This window comes from Paenibacillus sp. 481, from assembly GCF_021223605.1.
In the GTDB taxonomy this organism is placed as follows: domain Bacteria; phylum Bacillota; class Bacilli; order Paenibacillales; family Paenibacillaceae; genus Paenibacillus_B.
Map to the genome: position 1 here is coordinate 1605619 of NZ_CP075175.1, position 14934 is coordinate 1620552.

General features: G+C 45.2%; 13 protein-coding genes and 1 riboswitch. Of the genes, 8 read left to right on the forward strand and 5 right to left on the reverse strand.

All coding sequences use genetic code 11. The annotated features are described in order from the left end of the window. Positions 1–36 precede the first annotated feature (36 nt). From KIK04_RS06985 to KIK04_RS06995, 3 genes are all read right to left on the reverse strand, one after another. On the reverse strand, positions 37–618 hold the full coding sequence (locus KIK04_RS06985; RefSeq protein WP_232277560.1) for a TerD family protein: 582 nt from the start codon (positions 616–618) through the stop codon (positions 37–39). 107 nt (positions 619–725) lie between these two features. Further along, positions 726–1307, reverse strand: a complete 582-nt coding sequence (locus KIK04_RS06990) for a TerD family protein (protein ID WP_232277561.1) — start codon at positions 1305–1307, stop codon at positions 726–728. 25 nt (positions 1308–1332) lie between these two features. Continuing rightward, positions 1333–1935: a TerD family protein gene (locus KIK04_RS06995; protein ID WP_232277562.1), complete on the reverse strand. Its 603-nt coding sequence runs from the start codon at positions 1933–1935 to the stop codon at positions 1333–1335. A 300-nt stretch (positions 1936–2235) separates the two neighbouring features. Between KIK04_RS06995 and KIK04_RS07000 the strand changes: the two genes are divergently transcribed. The 5 genes from KIK04_RS07000 (at position 2236) to KIK04_RS07020 (ending at position 7092) form a co-directional block, all read left to right on the forward strand. Further along, on the forward strand, positions 2236–2721 hold the full coding sequence (locus KIK04_RS07000) for a hypothetical protein (protein ID WP_232277563.1): 486 nt from the start codon (positions 2236–2238) through the stop codon (positions 2719–2721). A 200-nt stretch (positions 2722–2921) separates the two neighbouring features. After that, positions 2922–3581 carry a hypothetical protein gene (locus KIK04_RS07005; RefSeq protein WP_232277564.1) on the forward strand — a complete coding sequence of 220 codons (660 nt, stop codon included), beginning with the start codon at positions 2922–2924 and terminating at the stop codon, positions 3579–3581. Positions 3582–3745: 164 nt separating this feature from the next. Next, positions 3746–4210: a hypothetical protein gene (locus KIK04_RS07010; protein ID WP_232277565.1), complete on the forward strand. Its 465-nt coding sequence runs from the start codon at positions 3746–3748 to the stop codon at positions 4208–4210. A gap of 259 nt (positions 4211–4469) precedes the next feature. Next, positions 4470–5363: a polysaccharide deacetylase family protein gene (locus KIK04_RS07015; protein WP_232277566.1), complete on the forward strand. Its 894-nt coding sequence runs from the start codon at positions 4470–4472 to the stop codon at positions 5361–5363. Positions 5364–5721: 358 nt separating this feature from the next. Continuing rightward, complete coding sequence (locus tag KIK04_RS07020; RefSeq protein ID WP_232277567.1) at positions 5722–7092, forward strand: family 8 glycosyl hydrolase; 1371 nt, start codon at positions 5722–5724, stop codon at positions 7090–7092. Positions 7093–7324: 232 nt separating this feature from the next. Here KIK04_RS07020 and KIK04_RS07025 read toward each other — a convergent pair whose 3' ends face one another. After that, positions 7325–7795 carry a hypothetical protein gene (locus KIK04_RS07025; protein ID WP_232277568.1) on the reverse strand — a complete coding sequence of 157 codons (471 nt, stop codon included), beginning with the start codon at positions 7793–7795 and terminating at the stop codon, positions 7325–7327. 156 nt (positions 7796–7951) lie between these two features. Then, positions 7952–9970, reverse strand: coding sequence for an ABC transporter ATP-binding protein (locus KIK04_RS07030; protein WP_232277569.1), 2019 nt, complete (start codon positions 9968–9970; stop codon positions 7952–7954). A gap of 492 nt (positions 9971–10462) precedes the next feature. After that, positions 10463–10661, forward strand: a riboswitch (Lysine riboswitch). 121 nt (positions 10662–10782) lie between these two features. Here KIK04_RS07030 and KIK04_RS07035 point away from each other — a divergent pair. The 3 genes from KIK04_RS07035 to KIK04_RS07045 all read left to right on the forward strand — a co-directional run bounded on the left by KIK04_RS07035 (position 10783) and on the right by KIK04_RS07045 (position 14895). Continuing rightward, positions 10783–12246: an amino acid permease gene (locus KIK04_RS07035; protein ID WP_269671004.1), complete on the forward strand. Its 1464-nt coding sequence runs from the start codon at positions 10783–10785 to the stop codon at positions 12244–12246. A gap of 265 nt (positions 12247–12511) precedes the next feature. Beyond that, the gene (locus KIK04_RS07040; protein WP_232278635.1) at positions 12512–13861 is read left to right on the forward strand and encodes a cytochrome ubiquinol oxidase subunit I; all 1350 of its coding nucleotides are present in this window, start codon (positions 12512–12514) and stop codon (positions 13859–13861) included. Continuing rightward, positions 13858–14895: a cytochrome d ubiquinol oxidase subunit II gene (locus KIK04_RS07045; RefSeq protein WP_232277570.1), complete on the forward strand. Its 1038-nt coding sequence runs from the start codon at positions 13858–13860 to the stop codon at positions 14893–14895. Before KIK04_RS07040 ends, KIK04_RS07045 begins: the two co-directional genes overlap by 4 nt. Positions 14896–14934: the final 39 nt, after the last annotated feature.

Sequence of the window (14934 nt, forward strand, 5' to 3'; positions counted from 1 at the left end):
AACGGCAGTTTGCAGCACCCGAATAGTTGTAATCCTTTAATTTGCATCAAGTCCGTAGTTGCGGCATAGCGACGCAAGACCGCCCGTAAAGCCAGCACCTACAGCTTGGAATTTCCAGTCTTGACCGTGGCGATACAGTTCACACACGACGACTGCTGTTTCAACAGAGAAATCTTCGCCCAAGTCATAGCGTAATATTTCTCGATTGGACTCCTCGTCAAGAACTCTGACAAACGCATTGGACACTTGACCAAAGTTCTGATTACGCAGATCTCCATCATGAATCGTAACCGTAATGCCAACGCGATGAATGTGGGACGGAATAAGCGAGAAATCCATTTTAATGCGCTCGTCATCACCGTCACCTAGACCGTCTCGGTTATCACCGGAATGCGAGACAGAACCGTTACCGCCGGTCAAATTGTTATAAAACACAAAATCGTCCGCGCCTTTGGCTTTCCCATCTTCATACAACAAAAATGCGCAAGCATCCAAATCGAAATCTTGACCGCCATTGTACTTATTCGTATCCCAGCCTAAGCCGATGATCGCCTTTTTCAGCCCAGGATTCGTCTTCGTCAAATCAATACGTTGGCCTTTGGATAAACTAATCGTCATCCTAGTTCCCTCCTTATGCTAGTGGTAGAATAACCGTTGCAGTTATGTACAATAATGAGTTAAAAGGCCGCCTAATCATGACGGCCTTCTCTTCATTCATTTCTAAATTATCCGATTTGCAATCCGAAATCGCGGCACAAGCCAGAAAGGCCATCTTGGTATCCGCTACCTACAGCGCTAAATTTCCACTCTGCTCCGTGACGGTACAATTCGCCTACAACAACAGCTGTCTCAACGGAGAAATCTTCGCCAAGATCGTAGCGCAACAATTCTGCGCCTGTTGCTTCGTTCAATACGCGTACGAACGCGTTCGATACTTGACCGAAGTTCTGTGCACGTGTATTTGCATCATGAATCGTGATACAGAAAGAAACTTTAGCTGTATCAGCTGGAACAGCTGCCAAATCAACAGTAACTTGCTCATCGTCGCCGTCGCCAGCGCCTGTACGGTTGTCACCCGTATGTACAACTGAACCGTTAGCATTTTTAGGATTGTTGTAGAAGATGAAGTCTGTATCATTTCCTACTTTAGAAGAAGCGTTCAAGCAAAATACGGATGCGTCCAAGTCGAAATCATTGCCGCCATCATATTTATTCGTATCCCATCCCAAACCAACAACTACTTTCGTCAAGCCTGGGTTTGTTTTTGTAAGATCGACTTTTTGTCCTTTTTGCAAGCTAATTGCCATGTCTAATCCCTCATTTTCAATAAATTTATTGGTACTGACTTGCTAAAATATTAATATGTGCTGCATGTGCACCTTCACCGATCGCATTAAACTTCCACTCTCCGCTATGGCGATACAATTCACCTACGATAAGAGCCGTCTTACCTGCATAGTTATCGGTTAAGTTAAAGCGAATCAGTTCTTGATTGTTTGCTGGATTCACAATTCGAATAAATGCGGAACGGATCATCCCAAAGTCTTGTTTGCGAGATTCGCACTCGTAAATATTTACGGCAACTAGCACTTTATGAATCGATGCGGGCACGCGAGCCAGATCAACAAGAATTTGCTCATCGTCTCCGTCGCCTTCACCTGTAAGATTGTCACCAGAGTGAACAACAGAACCACAGCCACTCACCTTGTTATAGAAACATACGAGATTGTCGGCATGAGTCAGCTTGCCTCTCTCATCTAGCAAGATAGCAGATGCATCACAGTCAACGTTAGCCTTCGTCTTCTTCTTCATTCCAAAAAAACCGCGCTCTTCGATGTCTGCAGGGTCCCAACCGAGACCAACAATGACACGTCCAAGTCCAGCATTCCCTTTTGTTAAGTCTACTTTTTGACCTTTAACCAAAGAGATTCCCATATTTCGACACCTCCTTTCGACAAATGGTATAATGCTCCATTAATTATAGTTCATCTCAACCAATAGAGGCAAATTTATGATTACGGCATTACACCAATTTACATGAAATACGAATTAACGACACGATCGTTCCATAAATAATATCCAAACTTCAATTTTTTAAAAAAACAGAAACTTTTATTTTCCCTCTTGCTCATCACGCGGCGTTAGGATTTAGACTTAGCCTTGCAACACAATATTGGCATAAGGAGGGTAGATGGTTGAGGTAGGTCGGAATTAAAAAAATTTGGAGGTGTCTTTATGAATTTGAAAAAGAAGTTGTCCACGCTTATTATTGGTGCAAGTTTGCTAGTTACGTCGCAGTCCGCGTTTGCAGCGCCTACTCCGGCAGTGTCAGCAAATACCCCAGTCGTATCTCTTGAGTCACAAATAATGGTTCAGGAAAACAGCATTACTTCGGCAAGAAAGATTTGGGCTGGAGAACCTAATTTGCTCTCCGGTGCTTCTATTTTTTCATCCGCAAGTGGCCAAATACTTCGTGTAACCCATGCACAATCTGTGAAATTACGGATGTATTATTCAGCCACTAATCCTGACCAAACAAATATATATGTTAGGTTTATAATCATGCCATATAACGGTGGCGGCACCTCTTATCCATTTAATAAGCAAGGACAAGGATATTATGAGGAAAATGTTTATCTTCAGCCGGGAGAATACTTTATTTTCATCGAAAATACGGGAATCCATAGCGCCAATGTACACGCCATTCTAGGTAATGATTAAGAAGTAACTCCTCACCATGTACATCACCTTAGATAAACACCGAGAATATGCCATTCTCTTGGGAGTGGCATATTCTCTTTTCATTTCTAACTCGACTTATATGAGCTCAAATGAGAACAATTAAGACATCCCCTCTTGCACATAACGTTACGTGAGGTACTATACTCAACCTTACAATTCACTCACGAGGAGAATGTTCGATGTCATTTGTATTGGACCACAAAATCACGTTCGTTATCATATCTGAACTCATTGCGGTGCTTTCACTTATTGCTGGATTCGTCCTGCGCTACGCTTTTCAGCAGCCGCGGGCAAGCACTATCAGTTTCTTCGTCTTTATCGCCAATGATATTTGGCTGCTAACCATTGCGGCCATGGACTACAATCGCACAGGGCAATTTTCGGCATTTCATTTTGTCATTGCTGCCATCGTCATTTATAGTTTAACGCTCGGTAAGTCCGATATTCGCAAGTTGGATTATTTTATCGCACGACAAGTAGCTAGCTGGAAAAGGCAACCTATGCCTGATCATATTACGATGCCTACTCCGAAATACGGCATGGCCTACGCCCAACAGGAAATGATCGGTTTCGCTATACACTTGCTTGTATTTGTAGCTGCTCATATTGGCTTTGTCTTGATAGCTGGCTTACGCGAGCCTATCACCATGCAAATCGTAACCGAGCTTTCATGGCAGCAATTAACGAGTCGTGACGGCCTCGGTTGGTTTAAGCAAGATACTCTGAATCAGGTGAGCAAGGTGTGGTCAATGGTATTAGCTATCGATTGTATCTTTAGCGTCTCTTACCTTCTGTTCCCGAAAAAGGAACCTAGCAAGCAGCCGCATACCCTTCACTAGGCACTTGTTTAGGCACTTCATTTCATAATGTTGGTTTATCTGTGAATATATATTTTTTAAATTCCATTATTGAACTTCAGAATAATATATTTACATTTTTGAGATATTGAAGTATAGTTTTCTTTAAGTTCGGCCGGACTTACTATCATTTTGGAGGTGTCTGTATGAGTTTCAAAAAGAAATTGTCCACTCTTATTATTGGTGCAAGTATGGTGCTAATGGCGCAATCAGCGTTTGCAGCTACTACTCCGGTAGTAACTCCTGAGACACAGTCAGTCGTTCAAGCAGAAAGCAATATTTTATCGGGTAATATGTGGTTTCAAGCACCTAACTTGCAGCCAGGCACTAATTTCTTCTCACAGACTGTAGGTGCAGTATATCAATCAAACGGCCCACATACGGCGAAATTTACAGCTTATCAAAATCCCGTAAATGCTAACGAACCAGGTCCAGCTGTTAGGTACCAAGTCTTGAAAATGAACAGCAGCGGTACCTATCAGCCATTTACCTTATATGGAACAACATCTCAGTCCTTTCAGGTTCAACTTGAGCAAGGCACATACTTTGTTCTTGTAGAAAACATCGGAACCTCTGCCGCTTTCGTACACGGTACTCTAAGTCCCAACTAAGTCGTCCTCATCACCGTTTTCAGCACCTAAGATAAACACCGAGAATTTGCTATTCTCTAGGGAATAGCAAATTCTCTTTTCATTTCTACAACTATTTTCATTGGAATAGTTTACGAATCCTAAAGCCCTTGGCTGATTACAACAGCTAAAGTGGCTTATTTATTTCACGGAATATTCAACCTCTAAGCTTCCGTTTTTAGTTAAAATGCACGATAATAAACAAGAACGTGTACGCATTAATGGGGGTTGCAACTTAGACATGAGAGAGAAATGTAAAAAAATATCGTATGCTGCGTTATCGATCATTCTTTGCTTTACACTCGGCCTGTTCCCGACACATAAGAGCGAAGCGAAGCAGCAAGCGTATTATAAAGATAAAGTGATCGTTCTGCTGTATCATCATGTGGCAGATCAGTTTCATCCGACCAAGCCGAAAGGTAGCACGGTGTTAACGAAACAATTCCGCTCACATTTAAAAGCGCTGCAAGACAACGGCTATGAAGTCATCTCCATGGACGACTATATTCAGTTCGCACTCCATGACAAACCGGTGCCGGACAACGCGGTACTGCTTACTTTTGACGATGGCTATGAATCTTTTTATACGAAGGCATATCCGATTTTACAGCAGTACGAGATGCCGGCAACGCATTTTATCGTGGGATACGATACCGATTTGTACAACTCGGATGCATATTCGCATTTAACGTGGGATCAAATGAGAGATATGAAGCAGAATGGTATGTCGTTCTTCAATCATACATACAACATGCATAAGCAAGTGGATGTGGGAAAAGGAAAAAAAGGGGCGCTGCTAAGCAACCGGATTTATTTGGAGCATACGAGGCGTCTGGAAACGGAAGCGGAGTACAAGCGGCGTATTCAAGCCGACCTTGTATTTATGGAAAAACGCCTCCAGCAGGAGTTGGGCCAGCAGCCGATGCTGCTTGCATTTCCGTACGGAGCATATAACAGTACCGTGCTTAAAATGGGTGAAGCGCTCGGATTCAAGCTGTTCTTCTCTCTGCATGAGGGAATTAATGACCGCCATACACGCAACGTGAAGCGAATTAATGCGGGAAGTCCAAACATTTCGGCAGAGCAGTTGTTAGCTAAAATGAAAAAATATCACCAAAAACAGGCCGCTCGTTAATCGAGCGGTCTTATTTTATGCTGCCAGTATTGTTTAGATCATGTAATAAAAATAGCTTTATATAAACTTTATTGTTAATTTAATGAAACTTTACACTATGTAAGCGTTATTTCATGTACGCTATGTTTAGAAACCACATCATATCATAACAACCATTTTCACCCAACTCTATCGTTCTACTTCATTAGTTCTTAGTTCTTCCCACTACTTCTTAGCTCTGCTATCTAGCTCTGTTGGAGACTCTATTAAGCCGCGATACTTATTTTGGAGGTGATATTCTACGAACGTTCTTGTCACCATAGTCAGACAGTGATTCAACTTTATCAAATTGTTCATTTTTGAAAGGAGATCATTTCTTATGACATGGAAAAAAACATTCATCGTCACACTTTCATCACTCTTGCTTATGCAAACGTTGTTGCTCTCTACTCCTGCTTCTGCATCCCCTGCTCACGCAGTGCCACCTCAATCTGTAGCAGATACGGTGTATGGGCAGAATGTGGATGAAGCGAACGTCGATGCGCTCGCTACGCCTATGCGTTCATTTCCGCAGCATGTACAATACGCAAGCGGAATCATTAAGCCAAATCACGTTTCGCAATCACAATTAGATCAAGAGGTTCGTAAACTTTACAATCAATGGAAATCAACATTTTTAACCAAAAACCCATACAACGGAAAACAATATTTTGTTCATTACAACCTTAACGGGGCAATAAAACCTACGGACATCATTACAACATCAGAAGCTCACGGTTATGGTATGATCGCAACCGCTTATATGGCTGGACATGATCCTGAAGCTAAAAAATTATTTGATGGATTATACCACTATTATCGTGCCCACCCGAGTCAAAATCATCCTGATTTAATGGCTTGGCAGCAAGCCAATCGAGGAGGAAAGATCATTGACGTTGGTGGCACAAACTCTGCAACAGACGGAGATATGGATATTGCATATGCGTTGTTGCTCGCAGAGAAACAATGGGGCAACCGAACGGGTATTGATTATGGTCGGCAAGCGAGGCAAGTGATTAAAGCAATTATGCAAAAAGACGTCCATCAGACAAACAATTTCTTGAAGCTTGGCGACTGGGCCCAAGACTCCGATCCTAAATACGGTAAGGGTACGCGTCCAGCTGACTTTATGCTGCAGCATTTAAAAGCGTTTCAATCTGCAACAGGCGACTCGCGTTGGAACAATGTTATTGACGCTACTCATAAAGCGATGAAAGATCTTTCCGAAGGTTTCGCACCGCAAACAGGACTTCTTCCTGACTTTGCTATTCTTGAAAATGGAAAATGGAAGCCTTCACCTCCATCGTATTTAGAAAAAGCGGAAGACCCTCTTTATTACTATAATTCAGCTCGTACGCCATGGAGGCTGGGCACTGATGTCGTACTGACAGGAGATCAACGCTACGCACAGCAACTGCATAATCTCAACGGCTGGATTATGTGGCGTACTGGCAGTAATCCTGCCCTCATTAATGGCGGCGGATATAACTTAGATGGTAACGAGTATATTAAATCAACAAAATATTATGATTTAACTTTTACTGCTCCGTTTGCAGTGAGCGCCATGATTAGCGGCGCGAATCAAGATTGGCTCAATAAACTATGGAGCAATGTTACTACTCAACCAACGAGTCGATCCAATTATTTCGGTGACAGCATCCGCTTGCTTAGCGTAATCGTCGTATCCGGCAACTGGTGGTCGCCAAATTAATCTGTAAATACGCAACGGCATAAATGAATAAAACCTCTTACTAGGTAGGCAGTAACTAGCCATTTTACTGCTACCTGTGAGGGGTTTAATTTGATGTCCAGAAGATGTGCCATTAACGCCGAAGCCCGTGTAAAGATTAAACTTTACACGGGCTCGAATTTCTGAGGTCGAACTTTTCAACTAAAGGATTGAATCAAGCGGTAGTACATAGATACAGTTAATCAAAAAAGGTCTAGTAATACACAAGCCCTCTTACTTCTGCATCGACAATCTTTCCACTAGAGTTTTTGCTATCATTATCGATTTCAATTTGATAGCGTTCACCTTTAATGATTCTGCTGTCTTTCCAAGTGTAAGCAGCAGCTGGATCACCAGTTGAAATATCTCTCTCTAATCTGTGTACATCGCCGATTCTCGACAACTGATTTCCATTGCTATCAAGAGAATACAATCTGTACTGGATATTTGTCTTATTGCTACTGTACTGATAATTCACAATAAGTGTAACAGTGTCACCTGTTGCTCTGAACGTCACAACATCTAGATCATTCCCGACCAGTGATCTGCTGAACGATCTACTTTCGGATTGAGCGGAAACCTGAGCGCTTTGAGATTGTGCTTGCGGCTTAGACTCTTGCGCAAACACTGGGGTAGCAGAAACGAATAAAGCCATAGAAACAGTAGCAATTAGTGTTTTTTTCATCTCAATATCTCCTCCTTATGAGTTTAAGAGCTAATTGGTAGCTCTATTAATGGTTACTATAAATAAATTACACTGGGACTAATAGTAGACAATGATTACTTTTTATAGGAATATGATCACTTTTTTAAGAGCCCTATTTGTATTCGTTCCCCTTACTTAAAAGAATAAAGCCGACTTCTGCTCAAACTGCGTCTCGTAGAGAGTAGCGTACAGTCCTCCTTGCGCCAGCAGTTCAGAATGGCGTCCCCGCTCCACGATGGTTCCTTTTTGCAGAACAAGAATTTGATCGGCTGTCAAAATGGTCGACAAGCGGTGCGCGATGACGACCGTCGTTCTGCCCTGCATCAGCGCCGTTAAGGCAGCTTGCACGTAAGCCTCAGACTGCGAATCGAGGTGCGATGTTGCCTCGTCAAGAATGAGGATGCGCGGGTCTTTGAGAATCGCGCGCGCTATCGCCAGCCGCTGTCGTTCACCACCGGATAAGCGGTGACCACGTTCACCGACCATCGTCGCATAGCCGAGCGGCAAGCTCATAATCATGTCGTGAAGATACGCCTGGCGACATGCCTCTTCCAGCTCTGCCTGTGTAGCGTCAGCTTTCGCGAACCGCAAATTGTCCGCTACAGTAGCATGGAACAAGAAGGACTCCTGTGTCACATAAGCCACCTGAGCACGCAGTGAGGCCATCGTCACTTCACGTACATCCGTATCATCCACCTTGACCGTACCGTCCGTTACGTCGTACATGCGTCCGATAAGGTTAATTAGTGTTGATTTTCCAGCTCCACTAGGCCCAACCAAGGCAATGACTTCCCCGGGCTTCGCCTTAAAGGATACGTTGTGTAAGACCCGCAACCCTGCCTCGCTGCTAGAATCACTGCCATTAAAGTCAGTGCCGTCAGAGTTAGTGTCATTAGAGTTAGTGCCGTTAGAGTTAGTGTCGCTAGAATTAGTGCCGTTAGAATCGCTGTCGTTAGGGGTACCACTGAGAGATCGGCTACCGTCAGCGTCACTCCCATCAGCCTTCCTTCCGTTAGGTTCACTATTGCTGTAAGCAAAAGCAACACGATCAAACTCAATCGCGCCTGCAACTGCCTCTAGCTGTAACGCTCGCGGCTTATCCTGCACATCCGGCTCCATATCCATATAATCAAAAATGCGCTTAAACACTCCCAGCGCTGTCATCACTTCCACATGCAAATTAAGCAATGTGCCGAATGGCTGGTACAGCCGCGTCAAATAAGCGGCAAAGGCCACGATCGCCCCGATCGTCATTTGCCCTTGAATCACCGCGTAGCCACCATACAAATAAATGACCGCTGTGCCAAGCGGGCCAAGCGTCGTAATAAACATAAAGAACCAGCGCCCGATCAGATTGAGGCGTACTTCCAGCTCTTGCACGCGCCTGTTCTGCTGCGCGAACTCCGCTTCCTGACTTGCCTCGCGCCCGAAAATGCGCGTGAGCATCGCCCCCGAAACGCCAAATACCTCGCCTAATTGGGATGCCATATCGGCACGTACCTTTTGCGTTTCAGTACGCATTTGCTTGCGCACCGTTGCCACCTTGCGGACAGGAATCATCGCCACCGGCAAAATGACAATCGAAATAAGCGCAAGCTTCCAATCTAGCACGAACAAAATCGTAATCGTCGTCACCACAATGACAAGCTGGGACAACGAGGACACGATCACGTTCGTGACTACATTTTGAATAGCAGCTACATCATCTGTGAGCCGTTGAATCACCTCACCCGAGCGCGAAGCGGTGAAGAAGCCGACCGACTGTCGTTGCAAATTGCGAAACAGGCCTTGTCTAACGTCAGCCATGACACTTTGCGTCACTTGCGTATTTAAATGGCTCTGCCATACGCCTAGTGCTCCACTCACAATCGGCAGCCCCACGAGGCAAGCAGCCCATTTCAGCATTTGCTGCATATCCCCCTGCGGAATAGCCACATCAATAATCCGCTGCATCACGAGCGGCGGTAGCAAACCGATGACAGCTGCTGCCAAGGCCAAACCAATAATAAATGAAAGCCTGCTCCAGTATCCCCGAAACAGTTCCCCGATTCGGCGCAGCGAAACATCCTTCAGCTTGACGCGCGCATGCTTACTGCTGTCTCCCTTACCTAACCCGAGTTGCTTCATAGAGCCCCCATCCCAAGCTTGTTTCATACCATTCATCCCCCAACAAAATCTCTGTCTCTTTTTGAATTACTGTACATACCAACCTATTACTGTAATGCAGTAGAAATATAAACTTCCTTCAACCTTTAACGGTTACGAGAAGCGCTATTTGCTCATTCTCTCGTTATTTGCCGCGCTAGCGGTTGTGACAGGGCTTAAGTCTTCGATTTACACCTTATTCTGCATATATTTAATCTAATAACGTTTCTCACAACCGTTATCATTGCAGAAGTCTACTTTTTGGAACATTAACGGTCATGGTGACCGTTAGAACGTGAAGTACATGAAGAACGTGAAGTACATGAAAAACATGAAGAACACGAAGTACATGAAGTACATAAAGAATGTCATACAAAAGTTGATTTACTGTTTTTGGCATTGACTAGAAATAAGCTCGTTCTTTATACTAACTACATAGTAGTAATCATAACAATGATGCACAGCATCTTCATAGTGCAAATCCTCATCACTATTAATTCCAGATGAGGTAGAGGTTGCGGTTGTTAAGAGTATCTTCGTAGAGACGGGAAGCGTCGCTGAAGCGAAGAGAAAGGAACACCCGCCGAAGTTCGCGCTTCATCATTTTGTTGCTTCCAAGACGCGAGCTGGGGCTGCTGCCGAAAGGTTCAGTACTGTCATACATCGATTACCCGTCGTTGCATGAAGCGCTATCTTTAGGAAGGGTATGGTGAGGACGGCTCAAACCGTTTTGACGTAATACGCTCTAACGGTTTTTTTGTTGTTCTCTGCTCCTTTCCGGCAATACTAATACGAGTAATTTAAGGAGTGAGCATTACATCATGAGTCAAGACAATAGTCAGCAACTACGAAGAAGTCTCAAAACGCGTCATTTGACGATGATTGCGCTCGGTGGTTCTATCGGTACAGGTTTGTTCCTCGCGAGCGGCGGCGCTATTGCGCAAGCTGGACCAGGTGGGGCGCTGTTAGCCTACATAGCCGTCGGTATTATGGTTTATTTTCTAATGACAAGTTTAGGTGAGTTAGCTACGTATATGCCTGAATCAGGCTCCTTCAGTACTTACGCAACCCGCTTCGTCGATCCGGCGTTCGGATTTGCGCTAGGCTGGAACTTCTGGTTCAACTGGGCGATTACGATCGCCTCAGAGCTAGTAGCAGCTACACTCATCATTAAATATTGGTTCCCAGACAGCAACTCGTTCTTGTGGAGCTTTTTGTTCCTTAGCGTCATCTTTTTGTTTAACTTCTTATCTGTAAAAGGATATGGCGAGTCGGAGTTTTGGTTTGCAATTATTAAAATTGCGACCGTTATCGTTTTCCTAGTCGTCGGTGTACTGATGATTTTCGGAATTATTGGCGGACCACCTGTTGGCTTTGAGAACTTTAATCTAGGGGGTAACGGTGCTTTCCACGGCGGATTCTTCGCCATTCTCGGTATATTCATGGCAGCAGGCTACTCGTTCCAAGGAACGGAGCTAGTCGGTGTTGCCGCAGGTGAGAGCGAAAACCCACGTGAAAGTGTACCACGTGCCATTCGCCAAGTGTTCTGGCGTATTTTATTCTTTTATGTGTTGGCGATTTTCGTTATCGCCATGCTCATTCCATATACGCATCCGAGCTTGCTTGCAAGCGGCGTAGATGCTATTAATACGAGTCCATTTACACTCGTATTTGAAAGAGCGGGCTTCGCCTTTGCCGCTGCTGTTATGAACGCGGTCATTTTATCTTCGGTGTTATCCGCGGGTAACTCCGGTATGTATGCATCGACACGCGTGCTGTGGGTATTGGCGAAGGAAGGCAAAGCGCCCAAGTTCCTTGCTAAGCTGAACAAGCGTGGCGTACCTGTTAATGCACTGCTGCTTACGAGCGCAGTCGGGATGCTCGCGTTTCTTGCAAGCTTTTTCGGAGACGGCGTCGTCTACATTTGGTTGTTGAACGCATCTGGAATGTGCGGCTTTATCGCATGGCTCGGTATCGCGATCAGCCATTACCGCTTCCGTCGCGCTTTCGTTAAGCAAGGACGTGATTTGAAAGAGCTGCCTTATCGAGCACGTTGGTTCCCATTCGGTCCACTGTTCGCCTTTGCGCTCTGTATGTTCGTCATTATCGGCCAGAACTTCCAAGCCTTTATCGGAGATGCGATTGACTGGAAAGGCTTGATCATGACGTATATCGGCTTGCCGCTGTTCTTGGCGGTATGGCTCGGCTACAAGCTGAAGCATCGGACAAAGCTTATCCCGTTGGAAGAATGTCGCTTTAATGATGAGGCACCAACTAAATTGTAATTCACGCCCGTGTTACACCGCGCAGCTTGCGCGAGCGTAGCACGGGCTTTTTATATGGTACGGAAACGGATTACCGTTCTTTATGACCGTTTTCATAGTTCTCACGGTTCTCACAGTTTCCACAGCACTCCCAGTGCTCTGTCCAATTTGTTCAACTTGTTCAACTTGTTCAATTCCCCCCACTCTGTCACTTGCATAAACTTTCCACTATTTCCACACACTACTGTTCAATATTACAAACATGTCGAAAGTAGGTAGTTACGTCATGGATTCCGTTACGATGGCACGCGCCTTGTTTGGTACGTCGATGGCTTTTCATATTATGTTCGCTACGCTCAGTGTAGGATTTTCACTGATGATCTTCTGCGCAGAACTAATGTATTGGCGAAAAAAAGATCGGGACTATGCCATTTTGGCTAAACGATGGACGAAAGCGCTTGGTATTTTGCTTGGGGTCGCGATTCCATCAGGTACCATTGTAGGCGTTATGATGGGGCTGATTTGGCCTGGATTTATGGAATACGTCGGGCAAGTCATTGCCTTGCCGTTCCAAATTGAAATATGGGCCTTCTTTTTTGAAGCGCTCTTTATGTCCATTTACATTTATGCCGCCGATCGCTTGTCGCCAAGTATGCGGCTGTTAAGTGTGTTCTTCGTGATGCTGGGGGCAACTGCCTCTGCGGTCATGATCACGTCGGCACAGGCGTGGATGAACACGCCGACTGGATTCGATCTTGTAGACGGAAAAGTGACGAACGTCGATCCGTGGGCTGCCGTGTTCAATCCGTCTTTCTTAACATCGGCCCAGCATGTGGTGACGACAAGCTATATGACGGGTGCTTTCTTTATTGTGACAGCCGCCGCTTACAAGCTATTGAAGCGTGGCATTGAGCAAAGAGAAGTAAACTATCATCGCAAAAGTTTAATGATTGGCTTGATCATTGGGCTTGTGATGTCCTTTTTAACATCACTCAACGGCCACGCAGCGGCACAATCGCTGCACGTACATAACCCTGAAAAGCTAGCAGCAGCCGAGTCTTTATTCGACACGCAGACACACGCGCCGCTTGTCCTAGGCGGAATTCCAGATCCTGAAGCGCAAACGGTTCACTACGGCCTAGAAATTCCGTGGGCGCTCAGCTTCTTAGCTGGCAACTCTTTTGATACCGAAGTCAAAGGATTGAACGATTTTCCACGTGAAGATTGGCCACCTTTATACTCGCACACGCTGTTTAACTTGATGGTCGTGATCGGCTCTGGGTTAATCGCCCTTTCCGGTGCAGCACTGTTGTGGAAAATATGGACACGAAAGCAGCAGCGCCCATTTCCACGATGGCTTATTCATCTGTTCGTGTGGACAGGCCCACTCTCGATGCTAGCGATCGAAATTGGCTGGGTGTTCAGCTGTTCAGCGCGTCAGCCATGGACGATATACCATGTGCTGCGCACCTCAGATGCCGCACTCAAAAGTGACATTATGGGCTCACTATTTATGCTATTCGTTTCGGTGTATGTGTTGCTGCTTATCGTCACCACAATCGTGATGCGCTTCTACTTCAAACGAAATCCACTATCACGCGAATTTCATCGTGAGCAGGAAGGAGCCTATTCATGAGTGATGCAACAATAGCTATATCTGTCATCTGGTTGTTTCTGTTTATTTACTCACTGCTCGGTTCCGTTGATTTCGGAGCAGGATTTTGGGCGATGGTGTACGCGGGAAAAGGGATGGAGGACAATACAAGAGCCTCTGTACTAGCGAACCGATATTTATCACCTTCGTGGAAAATAACGAACACGTTTCTCGTCCTGCTCGTCGTAGCCTTGTTTGGCTTTTTTCCGGGAGCAACGTATCCCTTAGCTTCACTGCTGCTGCTTCCAGTCTGCTTGGTTCTTGTATTGCTAACGATTCGAAGTACGTTTATGGTATATGGATATCATGCCAAAAAGTTTCAGCGCGCGCTGCGCATCATTTCCGGCATCACAGGCTTGCTCATTCCTTGTCTGCTTGTCACGGTGCTGATCGTTACGTTGGGCGGCTTTATTACAGAAGCTCCTGACGGCACATTGTCGCTTAACTATGGAAAGCTGCTCGTGAGCCCGACACTGTACGCCCATTTGGCGTTTGGACTTGCGACAGAGCTGTTCTTTTCGGCATTGTTTTTGGCCGATTATGCACATGAAGCACGCGACCGCTCCACTTATATCGTGTACCGTCGTTTAGCGGTCATATTTGGCCCGATCAGCATGATTTCAGCGCTGCTTGTCACCTTTACGATGCTGCCAGAGGCGCGCTGGATCGTTGAACAGTTTCGGCAACAGTTGCCCTTGTTCGGCTTGTCCGCGCTCACTTTTATCGTCGGCTATGTCTTCTTGTTCATAAAAAGGAAGGACGGCTGGGTTGGATATACACGTGTGACGGTGACGTTGATTGCCATTCAATACGCACTTGCGAGTATCGCGTACGGTAGAGCGCATTTACCGTACATTATTTATCCGTATTTAACGCTAGAAGAAGGGGTAACCAATCCAACCGTATTGCGTTCACTCCTCATTGGGTATACGGTGAGTACCTTGTTGCTCATTCCCGTGTTCATCATCTTTTGGAAGCTATTCTTAAAAGATAAACGTTATCTTAAACAAGAATAAGCTGACTTTGCTTCATATAAAAAATAGGAACAGGCGGGC